The following is a 14816-nucleotide window of genomic DNA, read 5'->3' as shown; positions in this document are numbered from 1 at the left end:
CTGTGCTCACCATCCTTGAAGCGGCCGCTGTCTCCCGGCGACGAGGTCATTACCTGCGCCACGGGCTTTCCGACGACCGTCAATCCGCTGCTGCAGAACCAGCTTGTGCCGGTTTTCATCGACGTCGATATCCCGACGTACAACATTCGGGCCGACCGGATCGAGGACGCCATCACGCCGAAGACGCGCGCCATCATGGTCGCGCATACGCTCGGCAACCCGTTCGATCTCGCGACGGTGATGGACGTCGCCAAGCGGCATGATCTCTATGTCGTCGAAGACACCTGCGACGCCCTCGGCGCAACCTACGACGGCAAGATGGTCGGCACCTTCGGCGACATCGGGACGCTAAGCTTCTATCCGGCTCACCATATTACCATGGGGGAGGGCGGCGCCGTCTTCACCGGCAATAGTCATATAAAGCGTGCGCTTGAATCAATCCGGGACTGGGGCCGCGATTGCTGGTGCGAGCCGGGCAAGGACAACACCTGCGGCAAGCGCTTCGACTGGACGCTCGGCGACCTCCCTGCGGGCTACGACCACAAATATACCTATTCGAACATCGGCTATAATCTGAAGATCACCGACATGCAGGCCGCCGTCGGGCTTGCCCAGATGGATCGCCTCGACGGCTTCATCGCCGATCGTCGGGCGAATTTCGCCTATCTGTCGGAGCACCTCGCTGACCTGCAGCATGCGCTGATCCTGCCGCAGGCGACGCCGAGCTCCAACCCGTCGTGGTTCGGCTTTCCAATCACGGTCAGCGAAAATGCGCCGTTTACCCGCGACGCGCTGACCCGGCATCTCGAGGACCACAAGATCGCGACGCGCCTCGTGTTCGCCGGGAACCTGGTTCGGCAGCCCTACATGAAGCACCAAAAATTTCGGGTGCATGGCGACCTGCAGACGAGCGACCGCGTGATGACGTCGTCGTTCTGGATCGGCGTCTATCCGGGCCTTGGGCGCGATCGCCTCGCCTACATCGTTGAAACCATACGCAAGTTCGTGCGCCGCTAGCTGAATGTTGTTGCTTCTTTGTTCCTGGCCTATCCTGCGATGAGTCGGATGCGGGGACGATAAGTGACGAGGATCGGCAAACCGGGACATCGACGCGGCACGCGGCATCGGTCGTTCGCGTCGCGGCCCCCGCAGCGATGAGCGCCGCCTATCTCGATAAGCTCAATCCCGAACAGCGCCGCGCCGTCGAACACGGGGTCGCGCCGGGCCGCTGCGTGCCCGGTGCGCCGCTGCTGGTCATCGCCGGCGCCGGGTCGGGCAAGACGAACACGCTGGCCCACCGGGTCGCGCACCTCATCGTCAACGGCGCCGATCCACGGCGAATCCTGCTGATGACGTTCTCGCGGCGCGCGGCGACGGAAATGGCACGGCGCGTCGCGCGCATCGCCGGCGAAATCATGGGTCACAACGCCAGCATCATGACCGAGGCGCTGACCTGGGCCGGGACGTTCCACGGCATCGGCGCCCGCCTTCTCCGTGAGCATGCCGCGCAGATCGGTCTCGATCCGGCCTTCACGATCCATGATCGCGACGATTCCGCCGACCTGATGAACCTGGTCCGCCACGAGCTCGGCTTGTCGAAAACCGAAAGCCGGTTCCCGACCAAAGGAACGTGCCTCGCGATCTACTCGCGGAGCGTCAATGCGGAGCTGCCGATCGAAGTCGTTCTCGGCGCCGCTTTCCCGTGGTGTTCGGCCTGGGCGGTGCAATTGCAAGCCCTGTTCGCCGGGTATGTCGAAGCGAAACAGCGCCAGAACGTCCTCGATTACGACGACCTTCTCCTCTATTGGGCGCAGACTGTCGCGGATGCCTCTCTAGCTGCCGAGATCGGCGGGCGCTTCGACCACGTCCTCGTCGACGAATACCAGGACACCAATCGGCTCCAGGCCTCGATCCTCCTCGCCCTGAAACCGGACGGCCGGGGCCTTACCGTCGTCGGCGACGACGCGCAGTCGATCTATTCCTTCCGCGCCGCCACCGTACGCAACATCCTCGACTTTCCCGGCCACTTCAGTCCCGCGGCCGAGATCGTGACGCTGGATCGCAACTACCGCTCGACGCAGCCGATCCTCGCTGCCGCCAACGGCGTCATTGGGCTCGCCGCCGAGCGCTTCACCAAGCACCTCTGGACCGACCGCGTCGCATCGGAGCGCCCGCAGATCGTCGCCGTGCGCGACGAGGCCGACCAGGCACGCTACGTCGTCGAGCGCGTGCTAGAGGCCCGCGAGTGCGGCACGGCCCTGAAGCAGCAGGCCGTGCTATTTCGCACCTCGCACCACAGCGGTCCGCTGGAAGTCGAGCTGGTTCGCCGCAACATCCCCTTCGTAAAATTCGGCGGCCTAAAATTTCTCGACGCCTCGCATGTGAAGGACATGCTGGCGCTGCTGCGTTTCGTCGAGAACCCGCGCGATCGCGTCGCCGGGTTTCGGCTCCTTCTGCTGATGCCGGGCGTGGGACCCACATCGGCACGGCGGGTTCTGGATCATATGGCGCAAGCGGCGGACCCGATCGGTGCCTTGACCGCAATGCCCGCGCCGCCACGCGCCAGCGACGCCTGGGCTGCCTTCGTTGCGACGATCGACCAGCTTCATGCCGGTCGCGCCGGGTGGCCGGCGGAGCTGGAGTGTGCCCGCTTGTGGTACGAACCGCATCTCGACCGCATTCACGAGGATGGCGGCACGCGGCGCGCCGACCTCGTGCAGCTCGAACAGATCGCCAGCGGCTATCGCTCCCGGGAGCGGTTTCTCACGGAGATGACGCTCGATCCGCCGGACGCCACGAGCGACCAGGCCGGCGTGCCGCTCCGCGACGAGGATTATCTGATCCTCTCCACCATCCATTCCGCGAAGGGCCAGGAGTGGAAGGCGGTGTTCGTGCTGAACACGGTCGATGGCTGCATTCCGTCTGATCTCGCCACCGGCACGCCGGCCGAGATCGAGGAGGAGCGCCGCCTGCTCTATGTCGCGATGACCCGCGCCAAGGACGACCTGCATCTCGTAACGCCGCAACAGTTCTTCGTCCACAATCAGCCGGCGCGCGGCGACCGCCACGTCTACGCCTCGCGCACCCGGTTCATTCCCAACACGCTGCTCCCGCTGTTCGAGCGGACGACATGGCCGATCGTGGTGCCCGAGGCGGCGACGGTGCGGCCCAGCCAGAGCGTCCGCGTCGACATCGCTGCGCGGATGCGGGAGATGTGGCGGCAGGTCTGAGGGCTCAAAGAGGGATGGCTGCGGGCCGATCGGCAGAGCAGGCAGCGCCAGGATGGCGTGCCATGATGCGAGCATGACCAGAATATCCGACAGTCTCCGTCACGCCTTCGAAGACGCTCCCGAGCCGTTGCGCAAGCTAGCAGGTAAGTGCGCGGAGTCACGCGACAAGATGGTCGTCGAACTCGAGCGAAAAGGTTACGCCGCCCGCGGTAAAAGCGATCTCGAGATCGAAGAGATAATCAAAAAGCCGCCGTCCAAGAAGCACTGAGCAGGCGGCTAACCGCCCGGCGCCCAGGTCCAGGCGAGGTCGGCAACCCTGATCGGCGCCGGGATGAGCTTGATCCGCGCGAAACGGTCGGCGACGCCCTGTTGACGCTGCAAAATGGTCTCCGACACCGGGACGACATCGAACTCGGTTCGCGCAATGGCCAGCGTCTCGGCGTCGATCGCCACACCGGTCGCGGCCGCGAACAGGCGCGTCGCCTCGTCGCGATGCGACCGCGCGTAAAGCGCCGCAGCCGCCATCTCGCTGTTGATGCCCGCCACGACATGCGGGTAGGTGATGCAGAAATCGCGGTGCGCGAGGAAGAAGGCGTTCTGCTCGTCGACACCGGCCTCGAGCGGGAGGTGTCGGGCTTTGCGCGTGACCTCCGCGATGGCGAGAAACGGATCCCAGATCGACCACGCATCGATCGCGCCGGTCGCGAAGGCCGACGCGGCGTCCGCGGGGACGAGATAGACCGGTTTGATATCGTTGTAAGAGAGGTGGACGCTGTCCAGCGCCGCCACCAGGAGATCGTGAGCGCTGGACCCCTTGGCGACGCCGACCGTCTTGCCTTTGAGGTCGCGCAGACTCCTCAGACTGGAGTCCTGCGGGACGACGATTGCAACATTGCCGCCGTGCGCTGGCTGGACCGCGACATAGAGAATCGGCGCCCGCGCCGCCTGGGCGAAGATCGGCGGGGCATTGCCGGTATAGCCGTAGTCGAGCCGCCCCGCGCCAAGGGCTTCGAGCAGCGGCGGGCCGTAGGCGAACTCGACCCACCGCACGGCGACGCTTGCGTCGAAGCGTGCCTCAAGCAGCTTTTGCTGCTTGGCGATCGCGAGCAGGCTGCTTTTTTGATAGCCAATCCGGATTTCCGACGGTAGGTCGGCCGGCCTGTCATTCGGTCGGCTCAAGGCCTGACGCGCGAACGGGACGGCTGCCAAGGCGCCGGATGCGCCGGCAAGCGTGAGGAGATCACGGCGGTTCATGGATCGACCTTCGGGGGTAGCGAGCGACGAGACAAAACTAGCAGTATTGGGAAAGAAAATGCTGCTGTATTGCGACGCATTTGCAGCAACGAATACCCTTTATCTGTTTCTCCAAGATCGTTTCTTGCGGCATCTCAAGCGAGCGGCGCCGCGCACGGTGAAAGTGCTGACGCCAAGAATCGACGGTCTGGCTGCCGATCTGCTTCGGTCCTTCCCGCAACCCGCATGGGACAACGGCCTTCAGTCTCGGCTTTGCTTTGCGGCTGTGGAATACCCGCTATGCTCGTGGCGCGGAACGGGCCGCGGAGCTCTGAAAATCTTGGGCGTTTCGAAGCTCCGTTACGTCAGCCTGATGCGTATTGCCTCGGGAAATGGCGCCCGCGTTTGCCGGCTGCGCGGAAGCCGAGAATAGCTCGGGTGGCATCATGTCCCATGAAATCATAGGCTTCGTGCCGGGAACGCTTCCCGAACGTTGGGCCTAGAACCACGAGCTTCGCGAAAAACCGTGCGGGAAATATGCCCACAGTAATCTGCGATGACTGCAGAAACGAACTGGAACAGATGGGGCGCTATTGTCAGGCAATTCACACAATGTCGCGAGCGGGGCCGTGTTCGGCTTTAATTTAAGTCTGTTCCGTATAAGACAAATGGTGCCCCTGCCGAGTAGAGGGCAAATCCATAGCGTCAGCATAAGCATCGCGGTACACGCCGCGTGCTCGGAAACAAAATCAGGTCCATGACAGCTATCGTCAGAATTGCACTTTCGCGACCCTACACCTTCGTGGTGATGGCCATCTTGATCATGATCTTCGGGGTGTTGTCGGCGGTGCGTACGCCGACGGACATCTTTCCAAACATCGGCATCCCGGTCATCAGCGTCGTTTGGGGTTACACCGGCCTGCCGCCGGAGGACATGTCCGGGCGCATCGTCAGCGTTTACGAGCGCGTCCTGTCGACGACCGTCAACGACATCGAGCACGTCGAGTCGCAGTCGCTACCGGGCTTTGGCATCGTAAAAATCTATTTCCAGACCAACGTCGACATCAACGCTGCGCAAGCGCAGGTCACCTCGATTTCGCAGACCATCCTGAAGCAGCTTCCGGCCGGCGTCACGCCGCCGCTCATGCTCGTCTATAATGCGTCGAGCGTGCCGATCATTCAGCTCGCGCTGTCGAGCAACTCGCTGTCCCAGACGGCCTTGAACGACATCGCCCAGAACTTCGTGCGGCCGGCGCTCGCCACGGTTCCTGGCGCCCAGTTGCCTTACGCTTTCGGTGGCATGGCGCGGCAGGTCCAGATCGATCTCGACCAGAAAGCTTTGCAGGCCCACGGTCTGTCTGCGAACGATGTCGGCGCGGCGCTGGCGCGGCAGAGCCAGATCACGCCTGTCGGAACACAGAAGATCGGCGCCTACGAATACACCGTTGATCTCAACGATTCGCCGAAGGCCCTGCAGGAATTCAACAATCTGCCCGTCAAGGTCGTCAACGGCGCCGTCGTCTTCATGCGTGACGTCGCCTTCGTCCACGACGGTTCGCCGCCGCAGACCAACGTCGTGCAGATGGAGGGCAAGAAGGGCGTGTTGATGTCGATCCTCAAGATCGGCTCCGCCTCGACGCTCGATATCATCGCGGGCGTCAAGGCGCGTCTACCGGCGATCCAGGCGACGCTGCCGCCCGGCGTCGACTTGAAATATGTCGGCGACCAATCCGGCTTCGTTCAGGCGTCCGTAACGGCCGTGGTCCGCGAAGGCATCATCGCCGCGACCCTCACCGGCATCATGATCCTCGTCTTCCTCGGCAGCTGGCGCTCGACCCTGATCATCACCGTGTCGATCCCGTTGGCGGTGCTGAGCTCGCTCGCGATGCTGTCCATTCTCGGACAGACGATCAACGTGATGACCCTCGGTGGCCTTGCGCTTGCGGTCGGAATCCTCGTCGACGATGCCACCGTGACGATCGAGAACATCAACCGTCACATGGAAGAGCTGGGCGAGGACATCCTCACCGCGATCACCCAGGGCGCGCAGGAAATCATGCCGCCGGCGACGATTGCGCTGTTCTGCATCTGCATCGCCTTCGTCCCGCTGCTCTCGCTCGGCGGTGTCGCCGGCTATCTGTTCCGCCCGTTGGCGATGGCCGTCGTCTTCGCAATGATCGCGTCCTACATTCTGACCTACACCCTCGTGCCGACGATGGCGCACTTCCTGTTGCGCGGTCAGCACGTGCACGGTCACGACGCCCGCGACGTTCCCCGCAAGCTGAGCATTTTCGGTCGGTTCCAGCGCGGCTTCGAGCATTATTTCGAGAAATTCCGGCAGGGCTACATGAGCTTGCTGCGGCTGGCGCTGTATAACCGCTTCAAGTTTGCCGCCGGCTTCCTCGGCGTTGCTTTGCTGTCGCTCGGCCTGGTCCCGTTCCTCGGCCAAGACTTCTTTCCCACGATCGATGCCGGCGCGATCAAGATCCATATGCGTGCCCCGACGGGCACCCGCATCGAGCAGACGACGCTGCTGACGACACAGGTCGAGAGCACGATCCGCACGATCATCCCGCCGTCGCGGCTGACGAGCATCGTCGACAATATCGGCCTGCCGATCTCAGGCATCAACGTCGCGTATGGCAACACCGGGACGATCGGCGTGTTCGACGCGGACATCCTCCTGACCTTGAGCGAAGGGCGGACGGAGACGGACGTCTTCGTCAAGACGCTGCGTGAGCGGCTGCCGAAGGCGTTCCCCGGCACGACGTTCTCCTTTCCGCCCGCCGACATCGTGACCCAGATCCTGAACTTCGGATCGCCGGCGCCGCTCGACGTTCAGATTTCCGGCATCAGCCTTGCCGACAGCCGAAGCGTTGCCAATAAGCTGCTGGCGAAGATCCGCCATGTCCCGGGTGTCGCCGATCCACGCATCCAGGAGCAGTTCCAGAACCCGGGCCTGAAGGTCGATTTCAACCGCGAACTGGCTGGTGTCGTCGGGCTGACCGAAAACGATGCCTCGACGAGCATCCAGTCGACCCTGTCGGGCACGACGCAGACGGCGCCCACCTATTGGCTGAGCCCCGCCAACGGGGTGTCCTACCCCGTCTCGGTGCAGCTGCCGCAATATTCCATCGACACGCTGGGCGATCTCGAGAACCTGCCGCTGAATGCCGCCAATTCGACGCAGCTCCTCGGCGGTCTCGCGACCTTCGCCCCGGAGCCCCTCAACGCGATCGTGTCGCACTACAACATCCGGCCGACGGTCAATATCTTTGCGACGACGCAGGATCGCGATCTCGGCAGCGTGGTCGCCAGCATCCAGAAGATCATCGACGATGCGCATGACACACTGCCGAAAGGGACGACGGTGACCATTCGCGGGCAGGCTGTCACGATGGCGAATGCCTATCAGCAGCTGTTCGTCGGTCTGGCCTTCTCGATCGTCCTGATCTTCCTTCTGATCGTCGTGAACTTTCAGTCCTGGCTCGATCCGTTCGTCATCATTCTTGCCTTGCCGGCGGCGCTGGCCGGCATCGTCTGGATGCTGTTCATCACGAACACGCATCTGTCGGTGCCCGCTCTGACCGGCGCGATCATGTGCATGGGCGTCGCCACGGCCAACAGCATCCTGGTCGTCAGCTTCGCTCGTGAACGGCTTGCCGAGGGCAAGGACGCCCTCGAAGCCGCGCTCGAGGCGGGCCTGACCCGGTTCCGCCCGGTGCTGATGACGGCGCTCGCGATGATCATCGGCATGGCGCCGATGGCGCTGGAGCCCGGCCAGAACTCGCCGCTGGGACGCGCGGTCATCGGAGGCCTCCTGTTCGGGACCCTGGCGACGCTGCTGTTCGTGCCGACGGTGTTCAGCATCGCGCATCGCCGCAAAAAAACGACTTCATCGAAGGCTACGGAGCCCGTCTCCGGCCTTCTGTCTCATGCCTGACCTGGAGCCCTTATGACCGACATATCCATGTCTCCCGAACATCCGACGTCCGACCCGGCCGCCCGGCCGCCGCGCTCCGGTCGCGTCCTGCTTCTGCTCGCCGCCGTCGCCATCGGCGCGGTGACGGTCGCCTTTTTCGGCATCACCGATCGCGCCAAGAGCACCGAAGAGGTCGGCGCCTGGGCCAACGAGCAGGCAATCCAGAACGTCCGCCTCGTCAGCCCCGCCCAGGCGCCGGGCATGGAGCAGATCGTCCTGCCTGGCTCGGTGAGCGCGTTTGCCACGGGCACGCTGTTCGCGCGGGCCACCGGCTACATCACGGCCTGGAACAAGGACATCGGCGCGTCCGTGAAGAAAGGCGAGGTCCTCGCCACCATCTCGGCGCCGGACCTCGATCAGCAGCTTGCCCAGGCGCGGGCGCAGCTCGTGCAGATGCAGGCGGCGGTGCAGCAGGCTCAGGCCAACGCCGATCTCGGCGTGATGACCAACCAGCGGACCGCGCAGCTCGTCACCCAGGGCTGGTCTAGCGCTCAGAAGGGCGACACCGATCGCCTGACATCGGCGTCGAACAACGCAGCACTCGCGGTCGCCAAGGCGAACGTCATGGCGCAGCAGGCGGCGGTGAGCCGCCTCGACGAACTCGCCGGCTTCAAGGACATCCGGGCGCCCTTCGACGGGATCGTCACGGCGCGCTCCGTCGACATCGGCGATCTCGTCAACGCCGGCGGCACGACAGGCCGCGCGCTGTTCCAGGTCTCCGACATGCATCGCATGCGGATCTACGTGAACGTACCGCAAGCCTTCTTCGGCCAGATGAAACCTGGCCTCGAGGCGACGCTGCAGATTCCCGGGCAGGACAAGAACTTCAAGGCAGAGCTGGTCTCGACATCAGAGTCGCTCGCCGAGAACTCGCGGATGGCGCTGATCCAGCTGCAGGCGGATAATGCCGACAAAGCGCTTTGGCCGGGCGCCTTCACCTCGGTGCATTTCCACATCCCGTCCGATCCGAGCACGCTGCGCATTCCGTCGACGGCGCTGATCTTCGGCAAGACGGGGATGCAGGTCGCCGCGGTGGATGGCAACAACAAGGTCACGCTGAAGCCTGTTACCCTCGGCCATAACCTGGGCAACGACGTCGAAATCAAATCCGGCATTCAGAAGGCCGACCGCCTGATCGACAATCCGCAGGAATCGACGGCCACAGGCGATGTGGTCCAGGTGGCGCAGGCCCCCGCGAAACCTGAGGTGGAGCGCACGGCTTCGATTGCCGACAAGGCGCACTGAGGGCTTTACGGTCCGGCGCGTTCGACGGTTCGTTTCGAGACCGAAAAGGCCGATCCGCGAGGGTCGGCCTTTCTTGTTGCGCAAGAGGCCGGCGTATCGCGGCTCGGTTCGGACTCTAAGTCTCCGGAGCGCTCTCGCCGCAGCACCATGGAGTTCTGCGGCGTCGCGCCGTCTCACCAAGACGTAAAGTGGCGGTGTCCCGCCCGGTCCCGATCGTGGAATTCTGAACCAGACGGGGGACGGAGCCGGCACGAATCGCTATTGCGATGGGATGCCTGTTTGTTCGATCGCCGCGGGGCGCCGATGCTGAAGCTCAAAGTGGACGATACCCACACAGTCTCGGCGGTGCTGCGGATGCCGGCCAAAGCGACGGCCTGCTACGTCGTCGCCCATGGCGCGGGTGCCGGCATGACGCATCCGTTCATGGTAGCCGTGGCGGATGGGCTTTTGGCCCGCGGCATCGCCACTCTGCGCTATCAGTTCCCGTTCATGGACCAGGGCCTGAAGCGCCCGGATCGGCCGGCGCTGGCCCATGCGACGGTCCGCGCCGCCGTCGCCGAAGCCGCGCGCCTGGCGCCATCGCTGCCGCTGTTTGCCGGCGGCAAATCGTTTGGGGGCCGCATGACTTCGCAGGCCCAGGCCGAGATGCCGATGGCGTCGGTGCGCGGCCTGATCTTTCTCGGCTTTCCGCTGCACCAGGCGAAAAAGCCGTCGGCCGATCGCGCCGATCATCTCGCGCAGGTCCGGATTCCGATGTTGTTCCTGCAGGGCACTCGCGATGCGCTCGCCGATCTGGCTTTCCTGGAGCCCGTGGTCGAGCGGCTCGGCAGTCGGGCGATGATGATGCTCGTGCCCGATGCGGACCACGCGTTCCACGTGCCGAAGCGCTCAGGGCGGACTGACGCCGAAGTGCTGGCATCGATGTTGAGTGCCATCGCCCCCTGGATCGGGCGATACTGACGCGGCCGCTCGCTGCTACTTGATTCCACGGAAGTGCAAGGGGATTCGACGGCCGTAATGGTTTTGCTCCGACGTTATGGCCGTCTAACGATAGCCCCGTCGAAGCTCGCCGCTCGGGCTTTGCTCTCCAGTCTTGTCTTGCGCTGACGCCGCATAAGCCGGCGCCATAGCTGCGGCGGGTTAGGCCGAGGCGATCAGCGTATCGATCAACCAGCGGCCGGCGGGCCCGGGCGGCGCGTGCGATTTGTAGATCACATGCAGCGAAAAGCTGCCGCCCTGGCAATCCGGCAGATCCAGCGCGACGAGGCGGCCGCCTGCGATGTCTTCCCGCACCATCGGCTCCGGCATGCTGCCCCAGCCGACGCCGGCCAACAACAGAGCGTGCTTGGCGCCGAGATCGGCGAGCCGCCACGTCTCGACCGCGAAGACGCCGAAGTCCCGGCCCGCCGTCAGCGTCGAACGGTCGGTCAGGACGAGCTGGACATGCTCGCGCGCGGCCCCGACCGGGACATTGGCTTTTGCGAGGGGGTGGCCGGGCGCGGCCACGGGAATGAGCGTGAGGCCCTTGAACGGAATGAACTCCAAACCTTCGGCCTCGATCAGCAAGGGACCGCCGACGCCGAGGTCGGCGACGCCATCCAGCACGAGTTGGCTGACAGCGCCGAGCGCTTCGACATGCAGGCGGATCGGAACGGTCGGAAACGTGGTCTGAAACGCCTTCAGCGTATCGACCAGGAGAACGGTCGGTAGCATCACGTCGACCACCAGACGCACCTCGGCTTCCAGACCGCCGGAGAGGCCCTTGACCCGTGCGCGCAGCTTGTCGAAGCCATGGGCCAAGGCGCGCGCTTCGACCAGCACGGCCCGGCCGGCCTCGCTCAACTGCGGTTTGCGCGTCGTCTCGCGGGTGAAAACCTTGATGCCGAGAACCGCCTCGAGATTGTCGATGGCGTAGCTGATCGCCGAAGTGGCGCGGCCCAGGCGGCGGGCGGCCCCCGCCAAGGTGCCGGCTTCGACCACGGCGAGGAACACGCGAAGCTGGTCGAAGGTCGGAGTGCCGGGTTCGCCCAGGTTCATGCATCGACTTCCAATGCTGCTATCCGATAATTTAGAGCAGCCTTGTAGATATTATACGGATTTTACGATCGCCTGTATCGTCCTAAAAAGCCGGAAGTCGCCGAACACGCTACCGTGATTGCGTCGGACTCTGACGGCGCCGAGACGCCCTCGTTGAACCCAAGGATTTCCCCATGAAAACACACCTGTTGTCGCTCGCCTTCGCGATCAGCCTCGTCGGCTCGGCCTCCGCGGAGGCGCCCGCGCCGCACGATGCGTCCAAGGTCGAAGCCGGCACCTATGCCGTCGATCCCTACCATACCCAGGTCGCCTTCACGCTCTCCCACCTGGGCTTTTCGAATTACACCGGCGTCTTTTCCGGCGCCTCGGGCGAACTCACGCTGGATCCGAAGGCTGCCAACAAGAGCAGCCTGAAAGTGTCCGTGCCCGTCAAGTCGGTGATGACCACCAGCGCCAAGCTCGACGAGGAGCTAAAGAGCGCCCAATGGATCGACGCCACCCAGTTCCCCGATATGACCTTCGTCTCGACCAAGGTCGTTCTCGAAGGCAAGGACAAGGCGAAGGTTTCAGGCGACTTGACGCTGCACGGCGTCACCAAGCCGATCGTCCTTGACGTCGCCTTCATCGGCGCCGGCACCAACCCGATGAACAAGAAGTACACGGTCGGCTTCGAGGCCAAGGGCGAGATCAAGCGCTCCGACTTCGGCGTGAAAACCTATGTGCCACTGATCGGCGACGCGCTGCACCTAACCATCGCCGGCGCCTTCGAAAAGAAGTAACGGCTGGCGAAGGATCGAGCCATGAGCAGCGCGACGAGCCGTCTTCGCTATACGATCGTAGCGATCGCGTTCCACTGGCTGATCGCGCTCGGCGTGCTGCTGCTCATCTGCATCGGGCTCGCCATGACGAATCTGGGGCTGGCGCCGATGCGCCAGTTCCAGCTCTACCAGCTGCACAAGTCGATCGGCATCACGGTGCTGATCCTGTCGCTGCTGCGTCTGATCTGGCGCTTCGGGCACCGCCCGCCGCCGCTACCAGCCGCCATGCCGCGCTTGGAACAGCGCGCGGCCTCGGCAACGCACGGGGTTCTCTATGGGCTGATCATCGGCATGCCGCTCACCGGCTGGGCGATGGTCTCCGCCTCGAAATACAACATTCCGACAGTACTCTACGGCCTCGTGCCCTGGCCGCATCTGCCGGTTTTTGCGACGCTGCCGAACAAGGCTGCCGTCGAGGCGGTGCTGAAACAGGTGCATGAGTATGGCGCCTGGGTGCTGATCGCGCTGCTGGTGCTGCACGTCGGCGCGGCGCTGCGGCATCACTTCGCGCTCCGCGACGACACTCTGTGGCAAATGCTGCCGGTGGTTTCGCGCCCGACAGTCCATCAATCCGAGAGCATCCGATGAACCGGTCTATCGCCTTGCTTGCCGTTGCCCTCAGCCTCGCGCCCATTGCCGCCCATGCCGCGGACTGGATCGTCGACCCGGCCGCCAGCACGATCGCCTTCAGCGGCACCCAGCTCGGCGCTCCGTTCACCGGTCATTTCAAGCAGTTTTCCGCGACGATCAGCTTCGATCCGGCGCATCCGGAAGCGGGCCATGCGGTCGTGCTGGTCGATACGGCAAGCGCCGCGACAGGCGACGTGCAGCGCGACGAGGCCCTGCCGCAGGCCGACTGGTTCGACGCCAAAACCATTGCGCAGGCGCGCTTCGAGGCGACGCGCTTCGTCGCCAAGGGCGGCGACACCTACGACGCGGTCGGCAGCCTGACGATCCGCAATGCCAAGCGCGACGTCACGCTACCGTTCAAGCTGACGATCGCCGGTGGCAAAGCCCATGCGGTCGGCCACCTGCAGCTCGTACGCACCGATTTCGGCGTCGGGCAGGGCGACTGGGCCACGCCGCAGTGGGTGGCGCTCGAAGTCGGCGTCGACATCGACGTGACCGCTCACCAATAAGACCCTATCGAGGCGCCGAGGTTTGCGCGGGCTGGTCGTTCCAGCGCGTCGCCGCCGTCAGTGGTGGTGACCGCCGCCTTTCTTGCCGCCGCCGGCGCCCTTGTCCCCGGGGTAGAGATCGATCAGCGCGTCTGCGACCCAGTAACATTCGAGATCACCGGTGAGCCTGACGCAGGAGAGTGGCGGCTTCGCCTCGTCGATCCCGACCGTCACACCCTTGGTGAGGGGGATGCAGGCGCGGGACGCCGCCGCAGTCTGGCCAAAGGTCGCGAGGCCCGCCGTGTCCTTCTTGGCGCGGAATCCCGCTACCTTGAGCGCATCGGCCGGTGTGCGGCAGCCGAGCGTGCTGGCGCTGACGGCGGCGGCGCTTGCGGGCGCGCAGAGGAGGGCGGTGGCGGACAAGACGACGGCGATGGTCAAGAGCTTCATGGCGATCTCCGTGGGACGAGACAGCGGTATGGCAAAGACGGCGACGTCGAAAATCACGGATTCGTGCGGCGCCCGCTGTCGAGACGTTCGGTCGCCGGCTTTATTTCTTTGTTAAGTCGCAGAGCGCGACGTTCGGGATGACCGCCTTCGGCCCAGGTTGGCACGAAGGCGTCCGATCCGACCCTGGAGTGTTCGGCCGATATGTTGCTTTTGAGAGGCCGGGACGTCGTGCGGCGGGTGATCTTGGTCGCCGCTGGCGGCCGTCCGCTGTCGCAGTTGATCCGCTTCGGCCTGACCGGCGTGCTCAACACCGTGTTCGGCTACGGTTTCTTCGTGCTGCTTCTGGCCTGCGGCACGCCGGCGTTTCCGGCGCTCGTCGTGGCCTCGGTGGCGGGGGTCGCCTTCAATTTCCAGACCTCGCGGCGCCTGGTCTTCCAGTCCAGCGAGAGCGGACGATCGCTGCGGTTCGTGCTGATCTATCTGATTTTGTTCGTCATCAATTATGCCGCGTTCACGGCGCTCCGCTGGACCGGCCTGGCGGACTGGTCGGCGCAGGGGGCCCTGGTCCTTCCGATGGCGCTGCTGTCGTTCCTGATGCAACGGGTCATCGTCTTTCGAGAACCCCGGCTCGTGGCCAAATCGTAATGCAGCGGCGCAAGCGGAGCCGGAACGCCCCGCGCTCTCGTTTGTTAACTCTCCGAAT

Annotated in this window: 14 protein-coding genes; 11 read left to right on the top strand and 3 right to left on the bottom strand. The window is 64.4% G+C overall.

All coding sequences use genetic code 11. From position 1 onward, the window contains the following. The 3 genes from rfbH to GSQ79_RS08415 all read left to right on the top strand — a co-directional run. A partial coding sequence (gene rfbH / locus GSQ79_RS08425; protein WP_158808271.1) for a lipopolysaccharide biosynthesis protein RfbH occupies positions 1–1017 on the top strand: 1017 nt, incomplete at its 5' end. A 137-nt stretch (positions 1018–1154) separates the two neighbouring features. Beyond that, positions 1155–3230, top strand: a complete 2076-nt coding sequence (locus tag GSQ79_RS08420) for an ATP-dependent helicase (RefSeq protein ID WP_158808270.1) — start codon at positions 1155–1157, stop codon at positions 3228–3230. 73 nt (positions 3231–3303) lie between these two features. Then, on the top strand, positions 3304–3498 hold the full coding sequence (locus GSQ79_RS08415) for a hypothetical protein (protein ID WP_158808269.1): 195 nt from the start codon (positions 3304–3306) through the stop codon (positions 3496–3498). Positions 3499–3506: 8 nt separating this feature from the next. On the opposite strand, the gene GSQ79_RS08410 is transcribed toward GSQ79_RS08415, so the two are convergent. Next, positions 3507–4484 (bottom strand): aliphatic sulfonate ABC transporter substrate-binding protein, encoded by a 978-nt coding sequence (locus GSQ79_RS08410; protein WP_158808268.1) that lies wholly within the window; start codon positions 4482–4484, stop codon positions 3507–3509. On the opposite strand from GSQ79_RS08410, the gene GSQ79_RS08405 reads away from it, so the two are divergent. From GSQ79_RS08405 to GSQ79_RS08390, 4 genes are all read left to right on the top strand, one after another. Next, positions 4483–4896, top strand: a complete 414-nt coding sequence (locus GSQ79_RS08405; RefSeq protein WP_158808267.1) for a hypothetical protein — start codon at positions 4483–4485, stop codon at positions 4894–4896. The two genes, GSQ79_RS08410 and GSQ79_RS08405, sit on opposite strands and share 2 nt — an antisense overlap. A 324-nt stretch (positions 4897–5220) precedes the next feature. Then, positions 5221–8406, top strand: a complete 3186-nt coding sequence (locus tag GSQ79_RS08400) for an efflux RND transporter permease subunit (protein ID WP_158808266.1) — start codon at positions 5221–5223, stop codon at positions 8404–8406. Between the two features lie 12 nt (positions 8407–8418). Beyond that, complete coding sequence (locus tag GSQ79_RS08395) at positions 8419–9690, top strand: efflux RND transporter periplasmic adaptor subunit (RefSeq protein WP_246725196.1); 1272 nt, start codon at positions 8419–8421, stop codon at positions 9688–9690. A 303-nt stretch (positions 9691–9993) separates the two neighbouring features. Continuing rightward, entirely contained in the window at positions 9994–10650 is a 657-nt protein-coding gene (locus GSQ79_RS08390; protein WP_158808276.1) for an alpha/beta family hydrolase, read from the top strand. A 180-nt stretch (positions 10651–10830) separates the two neighbouring features. Here GSQ79_RS08390 and GSQ79_RS08385 read toward each other — a convergent pair whose 3' ends face one another. Then, entirely contained in the window at positions 10831–11721 is an 891-nt protein-coding gene (locus tag GSQ79_RS08385) for a LysR family transcriptional regulator (protein WP_158808275.1), read from the bottom strand. A 179-nt stretch (positions 11722–11900) separates the two neighbouring features. On the opposite strand from GSQ79_RS08385, the gene GSQ79_RS08380 reads away from it, so the two are divergent. Genes GSQ79_RS08380 through GSQ79_RS08370 form a run of 3 tightly spaced genes read left to right on the top strand, consistent with a single transcriptional unit; the run spans position 11901 to position 13684 of the window. Beyond that, on the top strand, positions 11901–12506 hold the full coding sequence (locus GSQ79_RS08380) for a YceI family protein (protein WP_158808265.1): 606 nt from the start codon (positions 11901–11903) through the stop codon (positions 12504–12506). 21 nt (positions 12507–12527) lie between these two features. Then, the gene (locus tag GSQ79_RS08375; RefSeq protein ID WP_158808264.1) at positions 12528–13133 is read left to right on the top strand and encodes a cytochrome b; all 606 of its coding nucleotides are present in this window, start codon (positions 12528–12530) and stop codon (positions 13131–13133) included. After that, positions 13130–13684, top strand: coding sequence for a YceI family protein (locus GSQ79_RS08370; RefSeq protein ID WP_158808263.1), 555 nt, complete (start codon positions 13130–13132; stop codon positions 13682–13684). Before GSQ79_RS08375 ends, GSQ79_RS08370 begins: the two co-directional genes overlap by 4 nt. 57 nt (positions 13685–13741) lie before the next feature. Here GSQ79_RS08370 and GSQ79_RS08365 read toward each other — a convergent pair whose 3' ends face one another. Beyond that, positions 13742–14113: a hypothetical protein gene (locus GSQ79_RS08365; protein ID WP_158808262.1), complete on the bottom strand. Its 372-nt coding sequence runs from the start codon at positions 14111–14113 to the stop codon at positions 13742–13744. Between the two features lie 201 nt (positions 14114–14314). Here GSQ79_RS08365 and GSQ79_RS08360 point away from each other — a divergent pair, with 201 nt between their 5' ends. Next, positions 14315–14758, top strand: coding sequence for a GtrA family protein (locus GSQ79_RS08360; protein ID WP_158808261.1), 444 nt, complete (start codon positions 14315–14317; stop codon positions 14756–14758). The last annotated feature ends 58 nt before the right edge of the window (positions 14759–14816 follow it).

The sequence above is a fragment of the Beijerinckia sp. L45 genome (assembly GCF_009765775.1).
In the GTDB taxonomy this organism is placed as follows: Bacteria; Pseudomonadota; Alphaproteobacteria; order Rhizobiales; family Beijerinckiaceae; genus RH-AL1.
This window is presented reverse-complemented; position numbering and strand designations above follow the sequence as displayed.